Origin of the sequence: Pseudomonas sp. AM4(2022) (assembly GCF_036346515.1) — a bacterium.
Lineage (GTDB): Bacteria > Pseudomonadota > Gammaproteobacteria > Pseudomonadales > Pseudomonadaceae > Aquipseudomonas > Aquipseudomonas paracarnis.
Genome location: NZ_JAOTNW010000017.1, coordinates 85,218 through 107,929, shown reverse-complemented (window position 1 = coordinate 107,929; position 22,712 = coordinate 85,218). Strand labels below are relative to the sequence as shown.

The following is a 22,712-nucleotide window of genomic DNA, read 5'->3' as shown; positions in this document are numbered from 1 at the left end:
GCCATGGTTGCGGAAACCTCAAAAAATGCACGCTCTGCTCGAGTCCAGGTACTCCAGTATCGTGGAAAATCATTTGTCACCGGTCTGCGCTGGCATCCGCTGGGTAGTGTCACCGGGCACATGAAGGAAGCGCGCCAGTACGGTCGTGAGCACCACCTCGACATTGTCGCCATTAGAAGAACACCAGCCATTATTCAGGCAGGTTTTGTAGCGCGCAGCGAGGAGGTCATCAAAGGGATGTACTCGCTCGCGGCCACCCTGGCTGGACAGCTGGGGGACTCATGGATCGCGGCCTGGAAAACTGAAAGCGAGATTGACCAATATGCCCTCGTTGCTGTGTATCAAGGTGGCGTGATCTCTGGCTGCGACATGATCGGCACTGGTGCTGAGGTCCGCCGCCGAGTCGCGCAACAACGCAGTCGTGGGATCAACTTCGACAACGAGTACCTGCCCCCAGAGTTCGATATGGGCGGTCAACCACTGGACGTGGCAGAGCTGCTTCAGCCGTCGCATCTAAAACGCGAGTACCGGCTACGGCCACTCGTCTTTGGGCTATCCAAACCAGAACTTGTACAGCTGGCGGTTCTTGGCGTGCTGATCGCTGCCGGCATCATCGGATGGGCTCAATGGCAGAACCATCAGGACCAGATAGCCAAAGAGGCGGCTTTCCAGGCTGAACAACAACGCCTGGCAGAGTTGGCCAGACTGCAGAAAGAATCCGGTATGGAACAGACGCCCCAAGCGCTTGAACACCCTTGGGCCAAACGTCCATCTGTTGCAGATTTCCTGGAGGGTTGCAGCAACGTCATTTATCAGTTGCCTCTGTCCATTCAGGGATGGCAGTTCACGAGTGCCGTCTGCGACGGTGCACAAGTCTTGTCGTCTTATAAGCGCTCGGGCAATAGCACGGCCGACAAACTGATACAGGCGACGCAGGGCCACTTTTCTGATCGGCCGGCCTTCTTTGACGAGGGCAACTCGGCCACGTTGAAATTCGACATCTCGCTACCCGCAGCCGGTGATGAGCCTCTAAAAGACGCCATCGTGATGTTGGCGAACCTGTCGTCTTGGCTGCACAGCTTCACTCAAACCCCAGTGCTGAAAGAAGTGCCGGTCGTTGTGCCCATTCAACCAGCGATTCCGGGCCAACCTGCGCCACCGCCGCCCCCACCGCCTCAATGGAAGCAATTCGAGCTGAGCTATGCCACTGGCATTACGCCGCTGGACTCATTATCCGGCGCACCCAGTCAGGGCTTACGGCTGCGCGAAATCACAACCAAATATGAGACCGGCCACCTTGTCTGGTCAGTAATAGGTGACCTTTATGCGAAATAAAGCGCTGTGCTTTTTGTGCTCCATCCTTGCGTTAGGGGCACCATCGAGCTGGGCAGATGAGAACACCCTATCTGGGGTGAACGTCGGCGAGCTGGCCCAGATTCAAAGCCAGACGATCTTGTTGAATGCCAAAGCCGAGAAGGCCAAGGCCGAAAGATCGATCAAGGGCGAAGACCAAAGTGCGACGACGCAGCCGTCAACTGTGTTTTTTTCTCAAGGAAACCTCACACAGCCGGCTGCAGCCTCGGCGCACAGCAGTGATACACAGTCTGACTTGCCTGTCGTGAAAGCGGTATTCGGCTCAGCAAAACGGCTGCGTGCAACTCTGCTCTACAGCAGCGGATTTGAAGTAGACGCAGATGCCTCATCTCGGGAGTTACCCGGTGGCTATCGCATGGCCATCCTCTCCGTCGAAAACGTGACCCTCGAGCGTGGCGGTAAGCGCTACCCCCTCGGCTTTTCCAGTACGCCCCCGGCCAGCTTGAGCAACGTTAACAATTCAGCCCCCAGCATTACCCCATCAGCACCTATGCCGCCTGGGCTGATCCCTGGCCAACGTTGATTGAGAAGTTCGATGACGATCCTGACTGAAAAACCAGATGTCATAGAGCCTGACAGTGATGAGTCTGCTGCAGTCCTACTGACGTCGCACCAAACACTGCTGACGGCCCCTGGTGGACCGTTTGAGCTGAAACCCGAGCTGCGTCAACTATGTGCGTTGACCAGCGATGGGATTTTGTATGTGTCAGCCCAACACCAAACGGATGCCTATGTCATGGCATTCGAGGACCAGCTGGAACACGAAAATCACCACTTTGAGGTCAAGGTCTGCTCGATGAGCACGATCAAGGCACTCTACCGCGCCAATGATGATGCAAATGGTAAAGCACTATCGGCGACTGAGACGAAGCGCCAGGCCCAGGTGGTGCAGCTTTTAGGAGAAGCCCACCGGCGCAATGCCAGCGACGTCCACTTTGTCGTAGGTCACGATATCACTCGAATCTTCTTTCGCATCCACGGGCTCTTGTGGGAGGCAGAACAGCACCAGAGCCAGGTGGGCATGGAGCTCTGCTCGTCCCTCTACAACAGCATGTGCGATGTCGCGAAAGACCACTACCAGCCGCAGGTGAGCCAGGACGCCAGGGTAAAACGCGCCTATGTCGACCAACTCGGTTTGTTCGGTGCCCGAGTCGCCACTCGGCCGCTCGTAGATGGCCCTCTGATGGTTTTGCGTCTGCTGTATGACGACAAAACCAAAATGACGCTTAGTGATCTCGGTTTCCTGACGCAGCAAATTGATGCATTCAGCCGCATCCGCAGCTTGCCTTATGGGGTGAACCTGATCACTGGACCCACCGGTTCCGGCAAATCGAAGTCGCTGCAGGTAAACCTGAACCTCTTGCACGAAGAGTGCGGTGGAACAAAACACATTCTGACGATGGAAGATCCACCTGAATATCCACTTCTCGCCAATCAGTCACCGCTGGGCGCCGGTGAAACCTGGAATGACGGGATCACCAATTCCATGCGACTCGACCCTGACATTCTCATGTATGGGGAGATCCGGGACCTTGCATCAGCACAAGCGGCTTTCCGCGGCGGTATGACTGGTCACCTGGTGCTGACGACACTGCACACCAACAACGCTGTAGCAGCTCTTCAACGACTGATCGACATGGGTGTAGACCGACACCTGGTTACTGATCCTGCACTGATGACAAGCGTGGTCAATCAATCCCTCTTGCCCGTGCTGTGTTCCCACTGCCGCGTCCCCGCACGCGAGCATCTCGGGCAGCTCAACAGTGCGCTGGTGCAGCACTTGCGCGATTTGGAAGCGATTGATGAGACCTACCTCAAAGGACCGGGATGCCCGCATTGCAAAGGCTTGGGCATCACCGGTCGCACGGTGGTTGCGGAAACTTTGCTCACCGACCTTGAATTCATGCGCGTTTTCAATGGGCAGGGTGCAAGTGCGGCACGTCGCCACTGGGTCAAGGAAATGGGCGGTATTACCAAGACCGCACACACGATCATCAAACTGAAACAAGGATTAGTAGACCCCCGCCACGCCGAAATGACGGTGGGGCCGTTGGACTTTGACCGGCAAATCCTGGAGCTCGCTCATGCTGAGTGACGTCAGAGCGATGCTGAATCGTTGGGCAGAGACCTTCTATGCCAAGCAGTTTGGCAAAAACGAAAGAATCCAGTTCTACGAGAGCCTGATGGGCATCCTTGAGGATGGTGTGTCGCTTGAAGACGCACTGCACACGGTGGCCAGAGCATTCAGCGATAACGGGCAGAAGCTCCATCCAGTGTCCCTTGCCTGCAGGGATATCGCGCAATCGGTAAAAGGTGGGAAATCGCTGAGCATTTCCTGCGAAGGCTGGGTTCCCTATGACGAGAACTCTTTGATCGCTTCCGGGGAAGACACCGGCAACCTGGTGCAGGCATTTCGGGACTGCGTGAGGATCATCGAAGTACGTCAGCGGATCAGCAAACTCGTAGCGTCCGCCACCGTTTTCCCCTCCATGGTGTGGAGCGTCATGGCGGCGTTGCTGTATGTGATTGCAGTGTGGATGGTGCCCTCCATGACACGACGCTCCAACCCCGAGGCGTGGACCGGCGTGCCGGCCTTCCTCTATGCCCTATCGAATTTCGTGACCCACTACGGGCTAGTGACGCTGATAGCTGTAATCGTCTTTATCCTCATATCGATCATCACTCTACCCGTGTTTTGCGGCCTTCAGATTACGGCCGCCAGCCCTTCGTGGAAGCTGCAGTTGAACAAGCTGCTCCAGGTCCTGCGAGTCCGAGCAGAGAGGCTCCCGCCTTGGTCAGTCTACAAGGCGCTCCACGGATCGATCTTTCTGCTCAACATGGCTGTGATGCTGCGCTCCGGCATCAACCAACTAGATGCGCTGACCTCTCTTCAACGCAATGCCTCTCCATGGTTGAAAGAGCGCCTGAGCGCCATTCATTACGGAGTGAGCGCCGGCAAAAACTTCGGTACCGCATTGAAGCTTGCGGGTCATCAATTCCCAGACCCCATGGCGATGCATTTTCTGGAAGTGCTCGCCACCCGCAAAGGCTTCGCTGAGTCGATGGAACGGTTTTCCAACCGGTGGCTGGAGCAAACGCTTCAGCGCGTCGAAGCCATCGCCAAATCTCTTATCGGCATGTCCTCCATGGCCATGGGGGTCATGATGATTCTGGTAGTGGTCGGGATCTTCCAGTTGGCCGGCAATGTGACTGCAACGCTTTAAATCAAACCTAAATGAGGTACTGGAAATGCCAACAAACACTCAAAACAACCAACGCGGATTTCTCTCCCTGGACGGGATGTTCTGGTTGATGCTGATCGCGGTGGCACTTGGTTTCATCGTGTTCATGGGCTACAGAACGTTCGGCAGCTCGGACGTCACCATTGAACAGAGCAATCTCGGCACGTTGCTGAGCAATACCAAACGACTGAAAAGCACCACGGGCTACGCCACGGCAGGCACCAACTTGGCGCCTTCTTTGATCAACCTCGAGGCAACTGGCGGCATGAGCATCAACGGTAATGCCCTGTCCAACCGCTGGAACGGCGCAGTGACCGTAATGAGCAACGGCATGACCTTCACCATCACAGAATCCAACCTTCCGAAAAATGCCTGCATCACCCTTGCCTCGAACATGGCCAAGGACAAACAGACAACGACGGCGATCAATGGCGGCACTGCAATTGCCGGCGAAATCACTGCGGTGGCAGCTGCGACCAGCTGCTCCTCGGACGCCAATACCATCGCTTGGACTTCGTACTAAGGAACTCAGTGTGAGCGTGATCTCTGATGCTGAATTCGTCGACCTGTACCTCGGCGATGGATTTGCCGACGCCAAAGGTCTCCCTGGGCAGGCACGAAGGGTTGAAGCGCCCGCCGAATGGCGGGCAGACCTTGAGCGCTTACGGGCGCAGTGCGAGGAAAAGCACAAGGCAACCCAGGATCCAGAGTTCGCCCTAATTGAAGATGGCGTCGTCCTTCGTGTAACCCAGTTGCTGGATTTGAATGGCAAGCCTGTGTTTGTCGTAAGCAAATCCTCAGTCCAGATCCGTCCATTGGACATGCTGGGTCTGCCCGACTATCTGCAGGACGCGCTGATGAGCGACACGGTACGCGGCCTGATATTTATTTGTGGGGAAATGGGCACAGGGAAAACCTCAAGTGCTGCATCACTGGTGAAAGCACGTCTCGAGGCCTGGGGAGGCATTTGTGTGGCTGTAGAGGATCCTCCAGAACCATTTTTGAATGGCAGGCATGGGAGTGGGCGCTGCATTCAAGTTCCGGTCTCTCGCCGGATGGGGGGATACGAGGAAGCTTTGATCCTAGCGCTGCGCACAAGAGCCGATTTCCTGTTCGTGGGAGAAATTCGCGACAGCTCGACAGCAGCACAAGTAATTCAAGCCTCGATCAATGGCCATCTCATTATCAGCACAGGTCATGCCGGCAGCGTTACTCAAGGCATTGAACGTATATCAGCCCTGGCTCAGCCGTTACTCAATAACGCCCGAGAGCTGCTCTCCAAGGGGTTGGTGGCTGTTCTTCACCAGTCCTTATCAAGTGGCAACGAAGGAAGTCGTCGATTAACCCTGCAGAGCCTGCTTTTCACAGGCGATGACGGACCGGGCATCCGAGAGAAAGTCCATGCAGGAAAGATCACGATGCTCGATCACGACATCGCTCACCAATCATCAAGGAGTCTCTGGAATGACCAGTAGGATCAAGCAGCGGGGGTTCTTGAGCTTGGACATGGCGATCGGATTGGCCGTTTTCTCCGTTGTCGTCACTTTGGCGATCGCATGGCAAATCAAGCAGATGGATTCTCAGGACTATCGAATTGCGGCTGATCAACAGAGAACCATTTCAGAGGCATTGGCCAAATATCTGAAGGATAACTACAGCGTGGTGCTGGCCAACGCGGCAGCAACCGTACCGGTGCAAATAACCGTTCCGATGCTCGTCAACACCAACTACCTTCCTGCAGGTTATAGCCCCACTAACGCCTTTGGGCAGACCATTGTCGGCCTCGCCCGGAAACCCAACGCCAATCAACTGGAAGTGATTGTGGTTACTACAGGTGGGCAGACGATTCCTGAAATGGGTATTCGAACCATCGCTGAAAATCTCGGAGGACCTGGTGGGTTCATCTCTTCTGCCAATCCGAACATCGTCCAGGGCGTGCGGGGTGGATGGCAGGTAGCACTAAGTAACTATGCTATAGCTCCTGGCCCAGGACATACAGCTAGCGCACTTTTTCTTATGGATGGAGCGTTGGCTAATGACTATCTATATCGAAACGCAGTGCCCAATCATCCAGAATTCAACACGATGAATACTGATATCACGATGGGCAACCACAATATTAACAACGCAGGAAGTATCACAGCGTCAGGCAACATAACAGCTAACGCCGACATTACAGCTCGAAACGTTATCGCCACAGCCAATGTTAATGCCGCTACTGCAACCATTACCGGTGATACCAGCACAGGTGGTTGGTTCAGAACACGTGGTGACACAGGCTGGTACAGCGAAAAATGGGGAGGCGGGATTTATCAAAATAGCCCCAACTGGGTCCAAGTTTATAACGACAAAAACTTTTCAACCGGAGGTGAACTATGGGGTGGAAAGATAACCTCGACGGGCAAGATAACGGCCTATGATCGCATTCAGACAAATGAATATTTGTCCCTGGGAGGCATAGCTACCGAGGGGCAACAGTGCAGTGACCGAACCCTTCTTGCAAAAAGCGCCGCGGGAATAACGTTGTCCTGCGAACAAGGCTTATGGAAAAGACCAGGTGGGTGGGAATTCCAGCTGATCCAGGGCACCTGCCAGGCGCCTGCCAGAGGAAGTGTGACCTGCTCCCTTGGCGACACTACATGGAAGTCATGCTCTTTAACTGGCGCTTTTGGCATCGGGGATAGTGAGACTGGGTACATCTTCAGAAATGCAAGTGGATGGTTTCTCTCCACATCTCGACTTTCCTGGCCAGGTCTTTTCTATTGGAGCTGCTTCAAATAAAGCATCCATTTATAAAATTTCAAAAACGTTTTATAGTATGTTTATGGGGATTATTGCAGTGCAGACGCTTGAGAATAACGTTGAGTATAGTGCTGGAGAATTACAGACCTGGCTAAGCACCCGAAGCAGGATATGCTCAACTGTGCTATGGCGTCGCGCACTAGAAGAAAAAGAGGCATTCGAGGTCGGCGAGTTCACTTACAAGTTACAACCAACGGCCTCTGGTCGTTATTTAGTAAAAAAGATCGCCACTATGGAATTAATCAATCCACAACGCAAACCAATGAGCATCAAGCGAGCCGCAAAGTGGACTGTCATTGCGCTTGGCCTAGTAGGAATTTGCTTAACATTGATTATCCTCACGAAATAGTTTTGTTATTGACGCGTAGGTGGTAACAACCACCATTTTGTGGATGGAGCTCATATCATGACAATGCAATGGCTCGTTTTGATGATTGTGCTCATTGCCTCCAGCATTTTCATGGAGAACCAACATCAGGACCAACGTACATCCGACTACGCTACCCTCGACTCACTGGGTCGCGGCTTTCTGGTGTACCGATCTGCCGCTACCGAATATGCCCAGGCCAACCCGGGCTTCAGCGGAGTACCGAGCGATTCTGCGCTCAACCTACCTGGGTGGTTTGTGAAACCTGTGGGCGTAGGTTCTTACATCTCATCAGGAACGGCCTATACTTATTTTGATGGGGTTGCACCGTCAGGCTTGCCTTCTGTGCTGGTAGACCTGACAAAGACAACTACCGTTGGTTTAAAGCGTTCAGGAATGCTGATTTCACAGATAACTGGGGCGACCGGTATAGCAATTCCGTCCCCTGTTCCCGAAGGTGCGGTCGTCGCAGTCAATTAGTCTGAGTCGACCGACTTTGAAAGGCGCCGGGTTGCATAAGCTCCGGCCTATCAACATAATGATCACAACAACGTTTCCACCCCGTTGGCTACTGGCGGTCATCAGTAGCGCCCGGTGATGCGGCTTGCCTCATCACCAACCCCAAAGCACGCATAGCTCCGGGAAGGGCGTGCGGACCTGGTTCAGAGCTCTCCCTGTGTCTCCCTGTTCAAGCCAGACACGCAGCCGTCTAACTCGTGAATTGCGAGTTCAAAGGCACATAGGGCTCTGTTGAGGTTCGAAGCACCGTAGTCTAAGGGCCACACTGGTGTTGTGGCCCACACTTTTTAAAGCTCACACAATAGGTAGCCTGATCATCTTGCAAAGGATGATCAGGCTACCTATTGGTAGCTGCTTTTCCTTGCCGGTGGCCCGCCGGCGAAACGCAGGGCTCCCTTTGTGCGCGGATGCGTGCCTTATGCTAGCTGGCCTCAGCCACGATAATCGGCCAGGTGTTGGAAGTAAGACGTTCAGATCACAGCCCAGGGATCAACAACGCCTTCATCCCGCACAGGTGGTATTTTTTTCTGAAAGACGCTACTTACTACATCCGAGAGTGACTGTTGACCCAGCTACTCTCGGTAGCTTCTCCTGTCGACCTGAACCTTCTTTGCCCTCCGCGAAATATCCCTCTCCGCTTGACACATCACCATCCCCCCTTCGATGATATGGACGTGCTTTGCTGACGTCGTCAGCATCATGCCCAGGCAGTCAGGATCTTGAAGACTGCGACACGATGTTCGTGTCAGATCCGCCCAAGACCGCTGAGCTTCTGGTAGCGCGGTCGGTCGACAATCGTCGATGGAAGCACCTTATGCAACTCACCTCGCGGGGAATCACTTCCCCAACGGGGTCAGTGGGTTCTCCGCATTCAACCTGCAGGAGAATCACCATGTCCAAACTTGCTTATGGCTTCGGTTTCGCGCTTGGCACCATCACGCGACAGTTTCTGCGTGCGGTAAAGAAAACCAGCGCTGCGCCCACAGCTATCCATACCAAAGCAGCTCCGTTGCTTCCACCGCCCTGCGTACCTGAGCGTCTCGTACGTGAGATGGATCATGTACCGGCAATAACTCGTAAAGGTGTCGACCTGAACCTTTGGTACGCGGCTAACACTCGAGTGGTCGAAAAGCCAGCTCGGAAACCGCGTAAGAAGCCAGCTGCACGCTCGTTGGTGCCAGCAACTTGCTAAGTCTGCGTCCTTCGCCTCTGTAGGGAGCCTTCCCAAAGGGAAGGTTTCCTCAGAGTTTTCACGGTAGGGGCTTGACAAGCGACAATCGTATTTCCATGATCTGCACATGTATCGCTGACGTCGTCAGCAACATGCCCAAGTAGTCTGGATCCGCAAGACTACGATGCGGTTTTCTGCATTGATCCACTCCCAAGATCGCCATAGCTTCCGGTAGCGCGATCAGTCGACTTAGTCGATGGAAGCACCTTTCCCACCCATGACGGGCCTACCCCGTCAGGGCAGGCCTCTCACTTTTGGAGGTCTGATGAAAACTGAACTGGCTCTCTACCAGGCGTTGATTTCGATTAACGTCCCGGAACAGAAGGCAAATGCTGTTATTGAAGCTTTGGAGACCGACATGCTTTCACGTTTGGCTACCAAGGCAGATTTAACTGCTCTTGCTGCAGAGTTCAAATCTGAGATTTCACAGCTTGAAGTCAAGCTCACCATTCGCATGGGCGTCATGTTGTCTGCAGCTGTCGGTGTAATGATTGCTGCAATGAAGCTGATGCATTAAACAACCTTAAGCTCCACCCACCCTCGCGGGGAATACTTTCCCCCTAGGGCGAAGTGTTTCTCCGCTTTCTGTTATTTCGAAACTGGAGAATCACCATGAGCACTAATCAATCCAACGAAGCAAAATTCTTCGACCTTCACACCACTGGTATCGGTTATCTCAACCGTATCCGTGAAGTGAAACCTCGCGGCAAAGGTAAGCCATTCATGGCAGTTACCGTTGCGGCTCTGCGCGGCTCGATGGATGATGCCGAGTATTCCTATATCGACTGCAACGTGGTCGGCGCTGAAGCTGAAAAGCTGATTCGTCGCAGCCAAGCAGCCGTTGAAGCCGGAAAGAAGGTCCTTGTGAGCTTCCGCATCGGTGATATCTGGACCGACGCATTTACCTACGAGAAAGGCGATAAAAAAGGTCAACCTGGAGCAAGCCTCAAGGGACGCCTGTTGTTTATCGGCTGGATCAAGGTGGATGGCCAAACCGTCTATGAAGCAAAGCCTCGTGAAGTAGAACCAGTTGTTGAAGACGGCGAAGCGGAACCTGAAGCACAGCTCGCAAGCGAAGAAGCATCCGAGCCAGTAGCAGAGGAACAATCCAAGCCAACGCCCGCTAAACAGCAGCGTACGGCATCTTGATTCACTTTGTTGAAAGGCACCCTTCGGGTGCCTTCATTATTATCAAAGTCCGCAGGGAACACCTCCCTTCCGGGCACGGTGATTCTCGTCCGTTGGAGACTCACCTTTATGAACACGTTATTTACGCAATCTCTCGATATACGCGTTGCTTATGCAAAAGCGGAAATCTATGGCGACGAGATTACCCAATATGAGGCTGAGATCGAGGCTCATATTCTGGGTGCCGACGCGTACCGCGCCGGCCAGCCGAACGTACCCGAGCTGTTCAAAACCGTTCCTGCGCTCAGTCGAGCTTGGGGCGAAGGAGTGAACGCGGCCATTAATGGTGGCGGTTGGTCACGCTTTACTGAAGAAGACCAGCAGCAGCTAATAACACCGGAACCATACATTGTGTCGGATTTTGCATACGGGAAACTTGCATTCGCCGAGTGCGGTATCGAGTACCCCCTCCAAATACTGAAGAGCGCTGCGGGCTATTACATTGGTACCGCTGATGAGTTTGAACCGGTATCAAGGGAGTCCGAAGAATACTACCGCAGCGAATATGCCGCGAAACAAGCTTTTGACCTCAACCTCTGGACACAACGCCACGTGTGCTGGTCCTGACATAACCAAAACATACCTAACCGGGAAACCACTTCCCGGACGGGCCGGGTGGTTTCTCACACCTGGAGATAAACATGCAAAGCACCACTAACCTCGTGTCGTCTGACCTGCTCAAGCTCCCGGTCGTTTTAACACCCCGGGCCTGGCAGGAAGCGGTGCATATTGAAAACCCTCAGGATGCAAGTGTTGTCAGTGAGCGACTGGGCGAAGTTGTCCTGGAGGCCTACCGAGAACTGCACTTGCAACCTGACAGCACACAGATCCATTTCGGCCTCTATCGTTTATTGCCTGCCGGCAATAGCACTGATCGAGTCTGGCTGGACCTAAAACTTGACCGTATAGAATCACCGCCAGGCGTTTTCTATCTGTACATCTCACTCAAGGAAGAAACTCATACTTCTTGCCCGTAATCCTTCGACAATCACAGCACTGCCCAAAGCCCGACACCTGTCGGGCTTTTTTCATTCGTAGCAGTGTGGAGCTGCCCATGATCAACATCCCCGGCCAACTGGCCATCCGTACCATCAGCGGCCGTAATGGCGAATTCAACGTCGGACGGCTTTCGACCTCTATCGGTGAGTTCGTGATCAAAGACGCACTCCTCGATCAGTACGATGAAGGCAAATACCGAGGCGACTTTCTGATAACGGAGATCCGTCCTTCGTATTACTCCACAGCAGGCCGCCTGATCGTTGAGATCCGTGCAAGGCTGGAAAGCATGAGCCTCGACGACGTCGACAATCTGACACCAGAAGACGCCGCCAGGCTCTCGCCAAACGAGCCTGACCCTATGGATGAAGAGTCTTCTTCCAACCTCTCCAAGCCTGTGCAGCGTAATAATCCGCCCGCCCTACCGGCCACCAATAAACAGGTATCAAAAGAGGATGCCCCGTTCGGGATGACCCCGACCGGCGCAACCAACGACCTCGAGGCAGATGCCGAGTTGTTCGGCACAATCTGGCCTCTAAGCTATACAGTCAGGCTGGACACAACTGTTGATCGTCAGCAACTACGCCAACAGTGCAGTCGGCTCTCGGAGCTCGGCTATTTACACAACTTCAAACTGCAGGTATGGAATATCTCCAATACCTAACGATGCCGGCGATACGCCAAGCCAATCGGCACATTCATGAGAGGCTCCCTCCTGGGCGCTCCTCGACTCAACAGGAGCAGCACATGAATCTAATCTTCAATAACCTGACCCAACAAATCCTTGAAAACATCGAAGATCAGCTCGCCAATAACGAGGTATCGACGAATGAGGAGCTTTGGGACTTCTTCGTAGAGGAGCTCGAAATGACGGCAGAACAAGCCGATGGCGCCGTTGCCCTTCGCCCCAAATACCTGGGGCAAATCTTTCTCACTGGGCACAGCCCACTATTTCAAAACGAGACGGTCTAGTTTGGCGCGGGGAGTCAGATCGATCTGGAGGGCATCACCATCAGGCTTTGTGTTAACGACAGAAAAGCCCTCCCAAAAAGGAAGAAAAGTATAATATCGCACATAAGAACGCCGGTTTGTTAGATGTGTTTGCTCGCACGAACATCATCAATCAAATCGGCGTTCTTGTTTCTGTGTTGCCCGGAATTCCTTGAAGGTAAGCGTCCGGTAAACACGCCTTCCTGACGCCAACGCCTTAATAGTTGAGATCGGTAGTAGACCACGCCGCACGCTTGCGACGCTTTAGCTGGCGCTGAGATTGAGCGGATGCTTGAACAACGTGACGTGGCCTAGGCCGCGATACAGGACAGGTTAGGAAATTCGCGGCCTCATCCAGACGCTGAGTTAGGCACGCGTCTGCAGTGCCCTGTTTACGTAAAGAGATGAGTTTAGCGACTAGATCAATTAGGCGAAATTCTAGCAAAGAATCCCGCCTAATCCGGTAGTCAGGCCGTCCTAGCGCGATTTGTGGCAACAATTTGCTCATCTGTAAACTGACTGCCGGGAACCATAAATTTTGCGATAAGTGCGTCTCGGTTTTGAGGTGCCCGTACCTTGTCTGCCGCCTCCAGCGCCATCTTCAGCTCCGGCAATGTTAGCTCGGTGCAGTAGGCTGGTGTTCCTGGTTGCTGACGCCACGAATCTTCAAGGCTACCAGCGGCAAGCGCGATAAAGCCCGTATCCTCAACGAGATCCTGCGCGACGGCCTCTGCATGAGTGTCATCCCCTGCTACATGTAAGCCAATGCGTGTCGAAGATCCAGTTGGTTGCCGATTGTCGGCAAGAGTCGCTGCAAGGACGGCGTTCCAAGCCTTAATGACCGGGCGGCTAAACTGCTCGCTTACCCAAACGTTCACGGGCTTGCCGTCGTCAACTTCTATGATTGCCCCGTCGCGTCCCGGATAGTAATTGGACGTGTCAATGACAACGACTTTCTCGGGGACATTCTTTAACGTCTGTTTGAGATCTGGATATTTTGGGAAGGGTATCGAGAGGATCACAACGCCTACCTCGGACACTGCCTCTTCCTTGGTCACAGCGTGTGCGCCGATTTCACTGACCAGGTTTTGAAGGCTTTCGGGGCCTTTCGAATTTGCCAGCTTAACTTCATGGCCGCACGCGACGAGCTTGCGGGCAAGGGTAGCCCCAATATTGCCGGCGCCGCTAACTCCGATTTTCACTTCAATAACCTCCTCACCCACAACCAATATTCAAGTTGCTACCTGGCTAGGTGTGCGAATGAATCAAGCGTGTCGCAAAGCCGCTGCGATCTGGGGTGAGCACGCATGTCGCTTGACTCAGGTAAATACGACTCTTCAAGAATGAAAGGTTACGCTGTCGGTAATCGGCACACGATGCCAGCGTCTAGCGGCATCCAAATTACCGCCATTCGCCCCTTTTGGGTCGGTAGCGACGACCACTTTCGACAATCGGTGTTAATGGTTAAGCCTCAGTCCGTTCCGCATCTCAACGGTGTCATCGACCTAACCCCTCACATCGAACGGCACTCTCGAGCTCCGTATCGCCGAGCATCATTTCAAAACCCGCGGTTTCTTCCTTACGAGATAGTTCAGTGATTAAGGAATCAGAATTTGCGATGAAAATATTGACCGCGGCCGGCGTTAAAAAACTAGGTAATTATGTTACTCAGCAGCGTTGCGAGGAGTTTGAGGTAATTTCGTGTCTGTGCTTAGCGACACCGCTACGTAGCGTAAATTTTTAGCTAGCCGTATTATTTTTGACGACGGATAACGAGATAGCTACAGCAGAATTACAATTCTGACACAATCCCAGCGGAACCTTCTTTTTTTGAGCCGTGTCAAAGTAGGCTGTTGACTAGCACCGTATCGCCGGCTAGAGGAGACGCAGGTCTGCAAAAAATCGCATACCAACAACATACTTTCATCCTAAACTACAATTAGTTTAAATGAGTTTTATTAGCCGTTCTGAAAGGTAGGATCCATATTTGTGTTTTTGTTTGTAGCGATGAGAATCTAGATTGAAGCCAACCACTACATTAGGCAAGGAGAAGCATGTGGGATCCAATCACGCTCATGGCGGTGCCGCTCTACGTGAAGGACACCAGAAAAAACTACTCATGGCGCTTGCCCTGACTGGTATTTTTATGATTGCGGAGGTTATCGGAGCATGCGTTACCGGCAGCCTAGCCCTGCTGTCTGATGCATCACATATGCTCACAGATACTGCTGCTCTGGCAATTTCACTGATTGCTCTCCAAATAGCCAAGCGGCCAGCGGACCAGAAACGGACTTTTGGATATGCTCGCATAGAGATCCTAGCCTCAACGTTCAATGCCTTATTACTCTTTATGGTCGCTGCCTACATTTTGTACGAGGCGTATCAGCGCTTGCTAGTACCGTCGGAGATTGCTACCGGTGCGATGATGTGGATCGCAATTGGGGGTCTTTTTGTGAACCTGATATCGATGCGTCTGCTCTCCTCTGCCAGCAGTGAAAGTCTGAATCTCAAGGGAGCCTATCTTGAAGTCTGGAGCGACATGCTTGGTTCATTGGGCGTGATCATAGCGGCACTTGTCATCCGATTTACAGGTTGGAGCTGGGTCGATACGATTGTCGCCGTAGCAATCGGTATATGGGTGTTTCCACGTACTTGGCAGTTGTTGCGCGAAAGCTTGGGGGGTACTTATGGAAGGGGTACCCGACAATCTCAATATTGCGGAAATAGAGTCCCTGATACTTGGAGTAGATGGGGTCATGGAGGTCCATGATCTGCATGTTTGGGCTCTAAGTAGTGGCCGCAATATCCTGACGTCGCACGTAGTCGTGCGAGATTCATTAAATCGAGATGTTATTCTCGCATCAGTCATTGACGCGGTGAGTAAATCGTTCGAAATTCATCACTGCACGATTCAAATGGAGCAAGCAGCCTTTCATGATAATGCTCCGAAGCCTTCACACTAGTCGTTTTTTTGATGACGCTAATTGTTGTATTTGCAGGCAGAAGCCCTAAGAAAAATCGACTTAAGATGCGTTCCCCAAGACTATACGCGCTTTTAAATATGCATTACTGCCACCTCTAAATTTAACGACTAATCGAGTTGACCGGCGGCCAATATTAAAGGAGCCTTCAGGCAGATTCGCCTGCTACGCGCACTGAAGGCATCCGCCAGCTTTGGCCTTAAAAACCTTACCATTGACAGATTCTCGATTATTCCAAACAATCAATTTATCATAACTATCAATAATATTGCGCAAAAATTACAAATTTGCAAAGCTTACGCGCATTTAGCCAATTCGCGCTAGGATCAGTTATTATTGAGTTAATGTAATGCGCATGAAAATAAATAATGAAATTAAACACCAAGCACACAGCAGTACTACCAATCAGCGTATAACCACACTGGCGGCCGATTGGACTATTATTTTACTCACATCCTGAGATAAGTTATGCGCGTTCTAGTTGTGGAAGACGAAACCAAAAACGTAGAATACCTTCAGCAGGGCCTTTCTGAAAGCGGGTACATCGTAAATATAGCAAACAATGGTGTTGATGCCGCTCACTTATTCAATACTAATATTTATTCGTTTCTGCTTCTCGATGTGAACCTCCCTGACATCAATGGCTTGGACCTTTTGGAAGTCATTAGAGAAACCAGCCGGGTCCGCGTCATTATGCTGACTGCCTGGGGACGAACCAACGACAAGCTCAAGGGTTTGGACGGTGGCGCAGATGACTACCTCGTCAAGCCCTTCGAGTTTCCCGAGCTGCTTGCTCGCATGCGCTCGCTGCAAAGACGTGGCGACGAGCTTTTTGAGAAAAACGCGCTGAGAATTTCGGATGTAGAGCTCGACTCTGTGCGCCATCGGGTGTTCCGTGGATCTACACGCATAGACCTCAACACCAAGAAATTTGCTCTCCTGCACCTTCTCATTAGTCGAGCTGGCAAAGCACTTACACGCTCTCAGAGCATCTGGCTGATATGGGACATGAACTTTGACTGCGATAATAACGTTATTGACGTCTCTATCCGGCGATTACGCTCGAAGATCGATGATCCATTTGAGACCAAGCTCATACATAAACTTCGAGGCATAGGGTACGTTCTGGAGGAGCGCGCATGAGGCCGTTCAGTCTGGCTGTGAAGCTGGGATTCAAAGTCGGTTTGATGAGCGCAGCGCTGCTCCTCCTTTTCGCCACCTTTGGGTATGTGATGGTGAGCCAAGCTCTCGAGAGAAACTCCCGAATGGACCTCGAAGTGAAAATGGCGGGTATGACTCACAACCTATCCGCTATCACTAGTATCGCTGATGTCAATCCAGACGCGCACCAGCTAGTTGACTTGGTCATGGGGCACAATAATCTGTACGTCAGCATCTTTGAGTCAGGACAAACGCAAACTCCACTGCTCTCAATAGGTTCGAAGGCAGTCAACCTGGAAGTGCACAAGTTCAAGCCAACCGAGCAGGTTAAACAGCACGAGTGGCGTGACTCCACGGGTCGCCCGCTACTTAGCGCTTCGCGAGTAATGAATCTAGGCGATGGAACCGAAGTTAGTGTGTTCATGACCATGGACCAGTCAGCCAACCAAGCCCTGCTCGATGCATTGCTAACCTGGGCGCTGATGGTCTCGCCTCTTATTCTCTTGCTGATCTTGGCCATTGGATGGTGGACTGTGCGCAGAGGACTACTGCCTCTGACCAAGTTCTTGAGGATTGCCTCGAAAATTTCCACCGAGAGCCTTGATCATCGCCTACCAACGAAGGGGATGCCGGCAGAACTGAAGAAGCTCGGCGATGGAATCAATATCATGCTGATGCGTCTAGATGATGGGGTTCAGCAGCTATCGCAGTTCTCGGACGATCTTGCTCACGAACTGCGTGCACCTTTGTCCAATCTCATGGGTAAGGCTCAGGTTGCGCTGACCCGGGAAAGGTCTCTTCCTGAGTACCGAGAAGTCTTGGAGTCGTGCACGGAAGAGTTGGACCGCATGAGTCGAATGGTTTCCGACATGCTATTTCTAGCCCAGGTCAGCCACCCCGCGTCAATGGTAGAATTCGAAAATGTCTGTTTGCTCGACGAAATTCAGCGGGTCTGCGACCTCTTCAGCATTACGGCCGAAGAAGGCGAAATACAACTCCAGCTCACAGGAAATGGCGTGGTGCGTGGCAATCAGATAATGATTCAACGAGCCATCTCGAACCTTGTCTCGAACGCGATTCGCTACTGCCCAAGAGGCCGGACGGTTTACGTGAAAGTTCAACGCGGTGCTAACGGAACTACCTTGAGTGTTGGTAACCCGGGGCGCGGAATCGCCAAGGAACACCAGGTGCATTTGTTCGAGCGGTTCTACCGTGTAGACAAAAGCCGAGCACGAAATGAAGGTGGTACGGGTCTGGGCCTAGCTATAGTACAGTCAATTATGGGATTGCATCAGGGTTCTGCGAGCGTAGAAGTGACTGATCAGAATTTTACCTGGTTTCACCTCAACTTTCCCGACACCCAAATGAAGCAAACGCAAATGGGCGCAGCCTAGGTCCCGTATATGGAGGGGGCCGATTTTAGAAGAGCTCTCTTTTTTACTTGAAAGCTTTAATGCCTGAGGGCTGCCGTATTGTTTTGGTCTTTAGCTCGACGTCTAGAGGGGAAGGCAGCCCTACCCGAAAATATGGCGAGCAGCCACATATAACGCGACCTTATCGGCACGCCCCCCCCCCCGCCTTAAACTCTTTCACGCCCCTCTGAGTGAACCACAGACGGAGTCAAAAAAATTCGACAGCCAGTTTGACTAACCGCCAACGGCGCCGCATTTGAGATGCCAGCTAATCTAGCCGTTAGCTTCGATGCGTAAACAAAAATATCCAATCGCTGCTACACAGTCTTTAGATCGTTTATGGCTAGCTTCCACTAGTGGCAAAAAATCCAAAAACATCAATGGCTTAGATATCACATTAAAGGTTATGAAAGAAAAATAGCCTGCTTCGGAGCTTTCACAAACACAAAATTTATACCGTTTCACCAAACGCATAAATTACGAAATTGTAATGATTCCCTCACCCTGCTGTTAGCTTCAAAATCCTAAACTATCAAACCACAAAGGCTGCTAGTTAAGCAGACCTAGTAAACATCGAGGGCACAATGAAATTCATAAAACTCCTCTCTATTGGTATCGTACTGACTGGATTTATGAGTTCCGCTTTTGCTGAAGACGGTTTCGAGCGAACCAAAAATTTCAAAGATAACTTCCGAGCCGAGCAAGCTCGTCTATGGGGTCCTGATGTATCGGAGAAAAGTAAGCAGAAAATTGCTCAAGAAAAACAGAAAGAACCTAAGGGCATTAGCAGCAAGTCGACAACTAAGAGACAGTAAAAAACAATTAACACGATCAAAGCCATCGACAAAAAGCCAGATTAATATCTGGCTTTTTAGCAACCTCTCCCTAATTGTACTTATTAAATAATTTTTCAGCATCAAAGATAAATCCTGAGATGGATTATTCACTTTAAACTGAAAAGCAGCTAGAAATTTAAATACTCTCTTCGCCGGGCTCTTACTTTCAACGGGAGCCAGTAGCACTATCTCCTAGAATATTTTCACCATCCTGTGCAGTGTCCTTCCAGCGGCATAGAAGCAGTTGGCTCGCGTTCGTTTCAGTGATTATTTTGCAACCAACGTCTACAGGTAGATCAGAATCGCTGTCGCGCAAACGCCTGGAAAGGTAGAACGATCTGTCGCGAGGCCACTTGTCAGGATCTTTGATGCTTTTGGACATTCCCCGGCTATAAAACTCCGACGAATACGAGCGGCGGCCAGGATAAATCAGGGGGCCCGATTGAGACGACTGCACATCCAGCCAGGCCTGCACTAAATCTCGCTGGTTCTGAGGACGATCCTCAAGCACACCGTTATAGATAATACCGGCGCCCGCGACTGGCAGCATCAGAGCGCTCGCTGCAGCAGCCCAAGCAGTCTTTCTGCCCACTTCGCTGATACATTCGGCAAGGAGTAGCGTCCATGCAGGCAGAGCAGGAAGAAGATAGGTCCAGAGAATGTTACCAGAGAAAGTAAAGAAAACAGGTGTCGCCAATGCCCAAAGCCAAAGGTATACATCGAAGCGCTGCATCGTCCCACGCCTGCTAATAACGAGGGGTAGAAAGAAAGTCCAAGGAAGCAACGCTAAGCCAAGCTGAATCCATATGGTGCCGTAGGGCTTGGCGTGAGCACTCCCGTAGAGATCCCCGGCCCAATCACTTACAACATATCGGCTCCAGTGCTCGCCGACAAAAAAATACTCAAGGAAACCCGGCGTCTTCATTTCGGCTGCAATGTACCAAGGCACTGATATACCTAACATGAGAGCAATCCCCGTTACCCAAGGAAGCCTCAATACCCGATTCCATTGCTTGTAGATGACGATCCAAAAAAATGCTGGCGCGCCCATCAGTACCAAGGTCAGTGGCCCTTTAGCAAGCAGGCCCAAGCCGAGAGCTAAGAACATAAGGTAGGCATCCCCTTTGCCTGCGCACTTCATCCAACGCCAGAAACCATAGCTGGCCAACAGGATCGAGAACGATAAAACGGGGTCAGTCAGCACAACACCACTGGACACCAAGCCCAGCGCCGTGCCGGAAAAGATGATGGCTGCCCAAATGCCCGCCTTGCGCGATACCTCCTGTGTCGCGAGCCTGATGATGATGAAGCAGCTTGCCAAGTGGAGAAACCAGGCTGGGAATCGAGCAGCAAACTCATTGGTGCCGAATACCGTCATGCTCGCCGCTTGGGTCCAGAAAGACAGCGGTGGCTTGCCCCAAAATGGAACTCCGTAATCGAACATCGGAGTCACCCAGTCACTCAGTTCAACCATCTTGCGTGCCATTTCAGCGTAGCGTGCTTCAGAGGTATCCATCAGGGGATATACGCCCAGCCCCAGGAGACGCAAAAGCAGAATCGAACTCAGGATGAACCACAATGTTCGCTCGCTTTTCAAATTCAGCATTTCTTACCCTCGAGTGAGGAAGCCGGAGGATGAATAGTCATGGGTCGCGCTTCATTATTACTATTTAGAAAATAAAGGGGGCGGCGTTTGACCTCCGCGAGCGTTACGCCTACGTACTCGCCCACCAGTGCAACACCCACGCACATGAATGAAGCAATTCCGACAAGCAGGTGATGGATGTCAAAGGAGCCTGCTACCAGTACTGCGAGCAGGTAGCAGATGCTGGAGACAAAGAAACTGAAGCTAATGAGACTGAATATACGAAGCGGCTTGCGGGAGAAGCTGAGAATACTTTCGATGGCTAGGTCCAGCAGGCTAGCGGCGTTCCACTTGGTATTGCCGGCATGACGGGAAGTGCGATTGTAGGGTAACTCAATGGTGCGAAAGCCTACCCAGCCGATCAAACCCTTAAGAATTCTGGAGCGTTCGTCCAGCGCTCTTAAGGCGGCCAATGGAGCAGGACCAATCAGACGGAAGTCACTGACATCCACCGGAAGATCAACTTTCTCCACCAGGCGCCGCATGATCCAGTAATAGCTACGTGCACTCGTGCGTTTTAGCCAGGAGTCGCCAGTTCGCAAGTCGCGTTGCATGTTCACAACGTCGTAACCCATCTGCCAATGATATACCATACTCGAGATGAGTTCAGGTGGATCCTGAAGGTCGACATCAATGAAGATCAATGCGCTACCGCGTGCATGGTCGATCCCTGCACTTAACGCAGCCTCTTTTCCGAAGTTCCGACTTAGGAACAGGCATCGTACATTTGATCCATCTTGATAGTGTCGAAGTAGGTCTGCAGTTTGATCGCTACTACCATCGTCGACATAGAGAATCTCGCACGAAACAGGCAGGCGCTTTACAACTCTGGTGATGCGCTTGTGAAATTCCGGAATGGTTTGCTCTTCTTGAAAGCAAGGAACCACTATTGTTAACAAGGGGTCAGCGCGTTCGGAAAGCCGATGTGATGTCCGCATGATTGAATGTCCAGAAACGATGCGCAGTGAATCCGAGCGCAGTTAGGGTTAAAGTCACTAAAATCTGAGAGACAAGCGGTGAGAGATTGAATTTAATCAGAACCCACATACCTACACCATTACCGATATTAGTTGCCAACGAGACAAGTACAAACCTGATAGGTTGAAGCTTATAAATTCCCGTCGCCACGAAACTGAGCCTTCTATTACCAATATAGCTAATAATAGCGCCTATCACGCCTCCGCCAACGCTGGCTAACACTGGATCAGTAACTCCATTTACAATAAGCAGGAGAAATACAAAATAGTGCCCCCCGGTTGCTACGAATCCAATGCCTAGATAACGAATAAGCAAAGCTATGATCGACATGCTTGTATTTTCCATCTACAAAGACTAAACAACCCGAAGTGAAAAAAAAGTGAACTGCATGTAATTTCAGAACTAAATGATGCAGCACCTCGACAATAGCTGTGCCACCCAACAAACACCAAAAAACCCTAATAATAAACTGAACAAATAACTCTAGCATGATCCAGAGATTACAATTCTGATAAGAGCATATACATGATGGCACTTTAGATCTTGGACAATTAAGCACTTTCTCAAAACATGAAAACCAGTAACGACACCAATAATTACACCAATTAAGTATCAACTTACCAACCAGTGATCCATTTTCTCACGAGCGCCCATCAGTTTAAACAAGAAGCAACCTGCTAAACGTACGTGTCGTCGAGCTAAGCCCATATATTCAGTGTTTATTTTTGGTTGGGTAGCAAGCTAGTACGACCCAGAACTTGCTGCCACACCATCGACTTTCGTTTTTCGTTCAAAGCCTGAGGACTCACCTAAAGCAATTATCCGGAGTTAAGTCTTTAAGTAAGCCTAAGCCCCGAGCCAATTATAAACTTTCCAATAAACACCCTTATCAAGCCGCACTTCGACTGAGTCAGTGCTCATGCTTTGCCTGGATGTCACAGAAATCAGTTTTTTTCAAAATTCGCTGCTTCTGAGTGCAAATTCGCCGGC

General features: G+C 51.5%; 22 protein-coding genes and 1 pseudogene. 19 read left to right on the top strand and 4 right to left on the bottom strand.

The window, feature by feature from the left end:
- Positions 1 to 3 precede the first annotated feature (3 nt).
- The 15 genes from pilO2 (at position 4) to ODQ19_RS21370 (ending at position 12,691) form a co-directional block, all read left to right on the top strand.
- Positions 4 to 1,335, top strand: coding sequence for a type 4b pilus protein PilO2 (gene pilO2, locus ODQ19_RS21440; protein WP_024073376.1), 1,332 nt, complete (start codon positions 4 to 6; stop codon positions 1,333 to 1,335).
- On the top strand, positions 1,325 to 1,897 hold the full coding sequence (pilP, locus tag ODQ19_RS21435; RefSeq protein WP_008437355.1) for a type IV pilus biogenesis protein PilP: 573 nt from the start codon (positions 1,325 to 1,327) through the stop codon (positions 1,895 to 1,897). Before pilO2 ends, pilP begins: the two co-directional genes overlap by 11 nt.
- Before the next feature lie 12 nt (positions 1,898 to 1,909).
- A complete protein-coding gene (locus ODQ19_RS21430) occupies positions 1,910 to 3,469 on the top strand; it encodes a GspE/PulE family protein (RefSeq protein WP_103451918.1) in 1,560 nt (519 codons plus the stop codon).
- Positions 3,459 to 4,598, top strand: coding sequence for a type II secretion system F family protein (locus ODQ19_RS21425; protein ID WP_019818094.1), 1,140 nt, complete (start codon positions 3,459 to 3,461; stop codon positions 4,596 to 4,598). Before ODQ19_RS21430 ends, ODQ19_RS21425 begins: the two co-directional genes overlap by 11 nt.
- A gap of 25 nt (positions 4,599 to 4,623) precedes the next feature.
- Entirely contained in the window at positions 4,624 to 5,139 is a 516-nt protein-coding gene (locus tag ODQ19_RS21420; RefSeq protein WP_019818095.1) for a type 4 pilus major pilin, read from the top strand.
- 10 nt (positions 5,140 to 5,149) lie between these two features.
- Complete coding sequence (locus tag ODQ19_RS21415) at positions 5,150 to 6,091, top strand: ATPase, T2SS/T4P/T4SS family (RefSeq protein ID WP_008437359.1); 942 nt, start codon at positions 5,150 to 5,152, stop codon at positions 6,089 to 6,091.
- Positions 6,081 to 7,397 (top strand): shufflon system plasmid conjugative transfer pilus tip adhesin PilV, encoded by a 1,317-nt coding sequence (pilV, locus tag ODQ19_RS21410; RefSeq protein ID WP_019818096.1) that lies wholly within the window; start codon positions 6,081 to 6,083, stop codon positions 7,395 to 7,397. The genes ODQ19_RS21415 and pilV overlap by 11 nt, the downstream gene beginning before the upstream one ends.
- Positions 7,330 to 7,767: a hypothetical protein gene (locus ODQ19_RS21405; protein ID WP_124356003.1), complete on the top strand. Its 438-nt coding sequence runs from the start codon at positions 7,330 to 7,332 to the stop codon at positions 7,765 to 7,767. Before pilV ends, ODQ19_RS21405 begins: the two co-directional genes overlap by 68 nt.
- 57 nt (positions 7,768 to 7,824) lie before the next feature.
- A complete protein-coding gene (pilM, locus tag ODQ19_RS21400; protein WP_019818097.1) occupies positions 7,825 to 8,265 on the top strand; it encodes a type IV pilus biogenesis protein PilM in 441 nt (146 codons plus the stop codon).
- 1,535 nt (positions 8,266 to 9,800) lie between these two features.
- Complete coding sequence (locus ODQ19_RS21395) at positions 9,801 to 10,052, top strand: hypothetical protein (protein WP_008437363.1); 252 nt, start codon at positions 9,801 to 9,803, stop codon at positions 10,050 to 10,052.
- Between the two features lie 95 nt (positions 10,053 to 10,147).
- Entirely contained in the window at positions 10,148 to 10,684 is a 537-nt protein-coding gene (locus tag ODQ19_RS21390; RefSeq protein ID WP_019818099.1) for an STY4534 family ICE replication protein, read from the top strand.
- A 108-nt stretch (positions 10,685 to 10,792) separates the two neighbouring features.
- The gene (locus ODQ19_RS28240) at positions 10,793 to 11,290 is read left to right on the top strand and encodes a hypothetical protein (RefSeq protein ID WP_186355116.1); all 498 of its coding nucleotides are present in this window, start codon (positions 10,793 to 10,795) and stop codon (positions 11,288 to 11,290) included.
- Positions 11,291 to 11,364: 74 nt separating this feature from the next.
- Positions 11,365 to 11,700: a hypothetical protein gene (locus ODQ19_RS21380; RefSeq protein WP_019818101.1), complete on the top strand. Its 336-nt coding sequence runs from the start codon at positions 11,365 to 11,367 to the stop codon at positions 11,698 to 11,700.
- Positions 11,701 to 11,777: 77 nt separating this feature from the next.
- Positions 11,778 to 12,383, top strand: a complete 606-nt coding sequence (locus ODQ19_RS21375; protein WP_019818102.1) for a DUF3275 family protein — start codon at positions 11,778 to 11,780, stop codon at positions 12,381 to 12,383.
- 83 nt (positions 12,384 to 12,466) lie between these two features.
- A complete protein-coding gene (locus tag ODQ19_RS21370; RefSeq protein ID WP_019818103.1) occupies positions 12,467 to 12,691 on the top strand; it encodes a hypothetical protein in 225 nt (74 codons plus the stop codon).
- A 485-nt stretch (positions 12,692 to 13,176) separates the two neighbouring features.
- On the opposite strand, the gene ODQ19_RS21365 is transcribed toward ODQ19_RS21370, so the two are convergent.
- Positions 13,177 to 13,932 (bottom strand): NADPH-dependent F420 reductase, encoded by a 756-nt coding sequence (locus ODQ19_RS21365; protein ID WP_019818104.1) that lies wholly within the window; start codon positions 13,930 to 13,932, stop codon positions 13,177 to 13,179.
- 833 nt (positions 13,933 to 14,765) lie between these two features.
- Between ODQ19_RS21365 and ODQ19_RS21360 the strand changes: the two are divergent.
- The 4 genes and pseudogenes from ODQ19_RS21360 (at position 14,766) to ODQ19_RS21345 (ending at position 19,078) form a co-directional block, all read left to right on the top strand.
- Positions 14,766 to 15,672 (top strand): annotated as a pseudogene (locus ODQ19_RS21360) (cation diffusion facilitator family transporter).
- 486 nt (positions 15,673 to 16,158) lie between these two features.
- On the top strand, positions 16,159 to 16,833 hold the full coding sequence (locus tag ODQ19_RS21355) for a heavy metal response regulator transcription factor (RefSeq protein WP_019818106.1): 675 nt from the start codon (positions 16,159 to 16,161) through the stop codon (positions 16,831 to 16,833).
- Positions 16,830 to 18,245, top strand: coding sequence for a heavy metal sensor histidine kinase (locus tag ODQ19_RS21350; protein WP_019818107.1), 1,416 nt, complete (start codon positions 16,830 to 16,832; stop codon positions 18,243 to 18,245). The genes ODQ19_RS21355 and ODQ19_RS21350 overlap by 4 nt, the downstream gene beginning before the upstream one ends.
- A gap of 602 nt (positions 18,246 to 18,847) precedes the next feature.
- A complete protein-coding gene (locus ODQ19_RS21345) occupies positions 18,848 to 19,078 on the top strand; it encodes a hypothetical protein (protein ID WP_019818108.1) in 231 nt (76 codons plus the stop codon).
- A 187-nt stretch (positions 19,079 to 19,265) separates the two neighbouring features.
- Here ODQ19_RS21345 and ODQ19_RS21340 read toward each other — a convergent pair whose 3' ends face one another.
- Genes ODQ19_RS21340 through ODQ19_RS21330 form a run of 3 tightly spaced genes read right to left on the bottom strand, consistent with a single transcriptional unit; the run spans position 19,266 to position 22,067 of the window.
- Complete coding sequence (locus ODQ19_RS21340; protein WP_019818109.1) at positions 19,266 to 20,705, bottom strand: ArnT family glycosyltransferase; 1,440 nt, start codon at positions 20,703 to 20,705, stop codon at positions 19,266 to 19,268.
- Entirely contained in the window at positions 20,699 to 21,682 is a 984-nt protein-coding gene (locus tag ODQ19_RS21335; protein WP_330211136.1) for a glycosyltransferase family 2 protein, read from the bottom strand. Before ODQ19_RS21335 ends, ODQ19_RS21340 begins: the two co-directional genes overlap by 7 nt.
- Positions 21,648 to 22,067: a GtrA family protein gene (locus ODQ19_RS21330; RefSeq protein WP_024073372.1), complete on the bottom strand. Its 420-nt coding sequence runs from the start codon at positions 22,065 to 22,067 to the stop codon at positions 21,648 to 21,650. Before ODQ19_RS21330 ends, ODQ19_RS21335 begins: the two co-directional genes overlap by 35 nt.
- Positions 22,068 to 22,712: the final 645 nt, after the last annotated feature.

Coding starts and splice junctions, on each gene's coding strand:
- ODQ19_RS28240 (WP_186355116.1), top strand. CDS start 10,793: ATGAACACGTTATTTACGCAATCTCTCGATATACGCGTTGCTTATGCA.
- ODQ19_RS21355 (WP_019818106.1), top strand. CDS start 16,159: ATGCGCGTTCTAGTTGTGGAAGACGAAACCAAAAACGTAGAATACCTT.
- ODQ19_RS21375 (WP_019818102.1), top strand. CDS start 11,778: ATGATCAACATCCCCGGCCAACTGGCCATCCGTACCATCAGCGGCCGT.
- pilV (WP_019818096.1), top strand. CDS start 6,081: ATGACCAGTAGGATCAAGCAGCGGGGGTTCTTGAGCTTGGACATGGCG.
- pilM (WP_019818097.1), top strand. CDS start 7,825: ATGACAATGCAATGGCTCGTTTTGATGATTGTGCTCATTGCCTCCAGC.
- ODQ19_RS21345 (WP_019818108.1), top strand. CDS start 18,848: ATGAAATTCATAAAACTCCTCTCTATTGGTATCGTACTGACTGGATTT.
- ODQ19_RS21340 (WP_019818109.1), bottom strand. CDS start 20,705: ATGCTGAATTTGAAAAGCGAGCGAACATTGTGGTTCATCCTGAGTTCG.
- ODQ19_RS21425 (WP_019818094.1), top strand. CDS start 3,459: ATGCTGAGTGACGTCAGAGCGATGCTGAATCGTTGGGCAGAGACCTTC.
- ODQ19_RS21395 (WP_008437363.1), top strand. CDS start 9,801: ATGAAAACTGAACTGGCTCTCTACCAGGCGTTGATTTCGATTAACGTC.
- ODQ19_RS21350 (WP_019818107.1), top strand. CDS start 16,830: ATGAGGCCGTTCAGTCTGGCTGTGAAGCTGGGATTCAAAGTCGGTTTG.
- ODQ19_RS21330 (WP_024073372.1), bottom strand. CDS start 22,067: ATGGAAAATACAAGCATGTCGATCATAGCTTTGCTTATTCGTTATCTA.
- ODQ19_RS21370 (WP_019818103.1), top strand. CDS start 12,467: ATGAATCTAATCTTCAATAACCTGACCCAACAAATCCTTGAAAACATC.
- ODQ19_RS21390 (WP_019818099.1), top strand. CDS start 10,148: ATGAGCACTAATCAATCCAACGAAGCAAAATTCTTCGACCTTCACACC.
- pilP (WP_008437355.1), top strand. CDS start 1,325: ATGCGAAATAAAGCGCTGTGCTTTTTGTGCTCCATCCTTGCGTTAGGG.
- ODQ19_RS21420 (WP_019818095.1), top strand. CDS start 4,624: ATGCCAACAAACACTCAAAACAACCAACGCGGATTTCTCTCCCTGGAC.
- ODQ19_RS21430 (WP_103451918.1), top strand. CDS start 1,910: ATGACGATCCTGACTGAAAAACCAGATGTCATAGAGCCTGACAGTGAT.
- ODQ19_RS21335 (WP_330211136.1), bottom strand. CDS start 21,682: ATGCGGACATCACATCGGCTTTCCGAACGCGCTGACCCCTTGTTAACA.
- ODQ19_RS21380 (WP_019818101.1), top strand. CDS start 11,365: ATGCAAAGCACCACTAACCTCGTGTCGTCTGACCTGCTCAAGCTCCCG.
- pilO2 (WP_024073376.1), top strand. CDS start 4: ATGGTTGCGGAAACCTCAAAAAATGCACGCTCTGCTCGAGTCCAGGTA.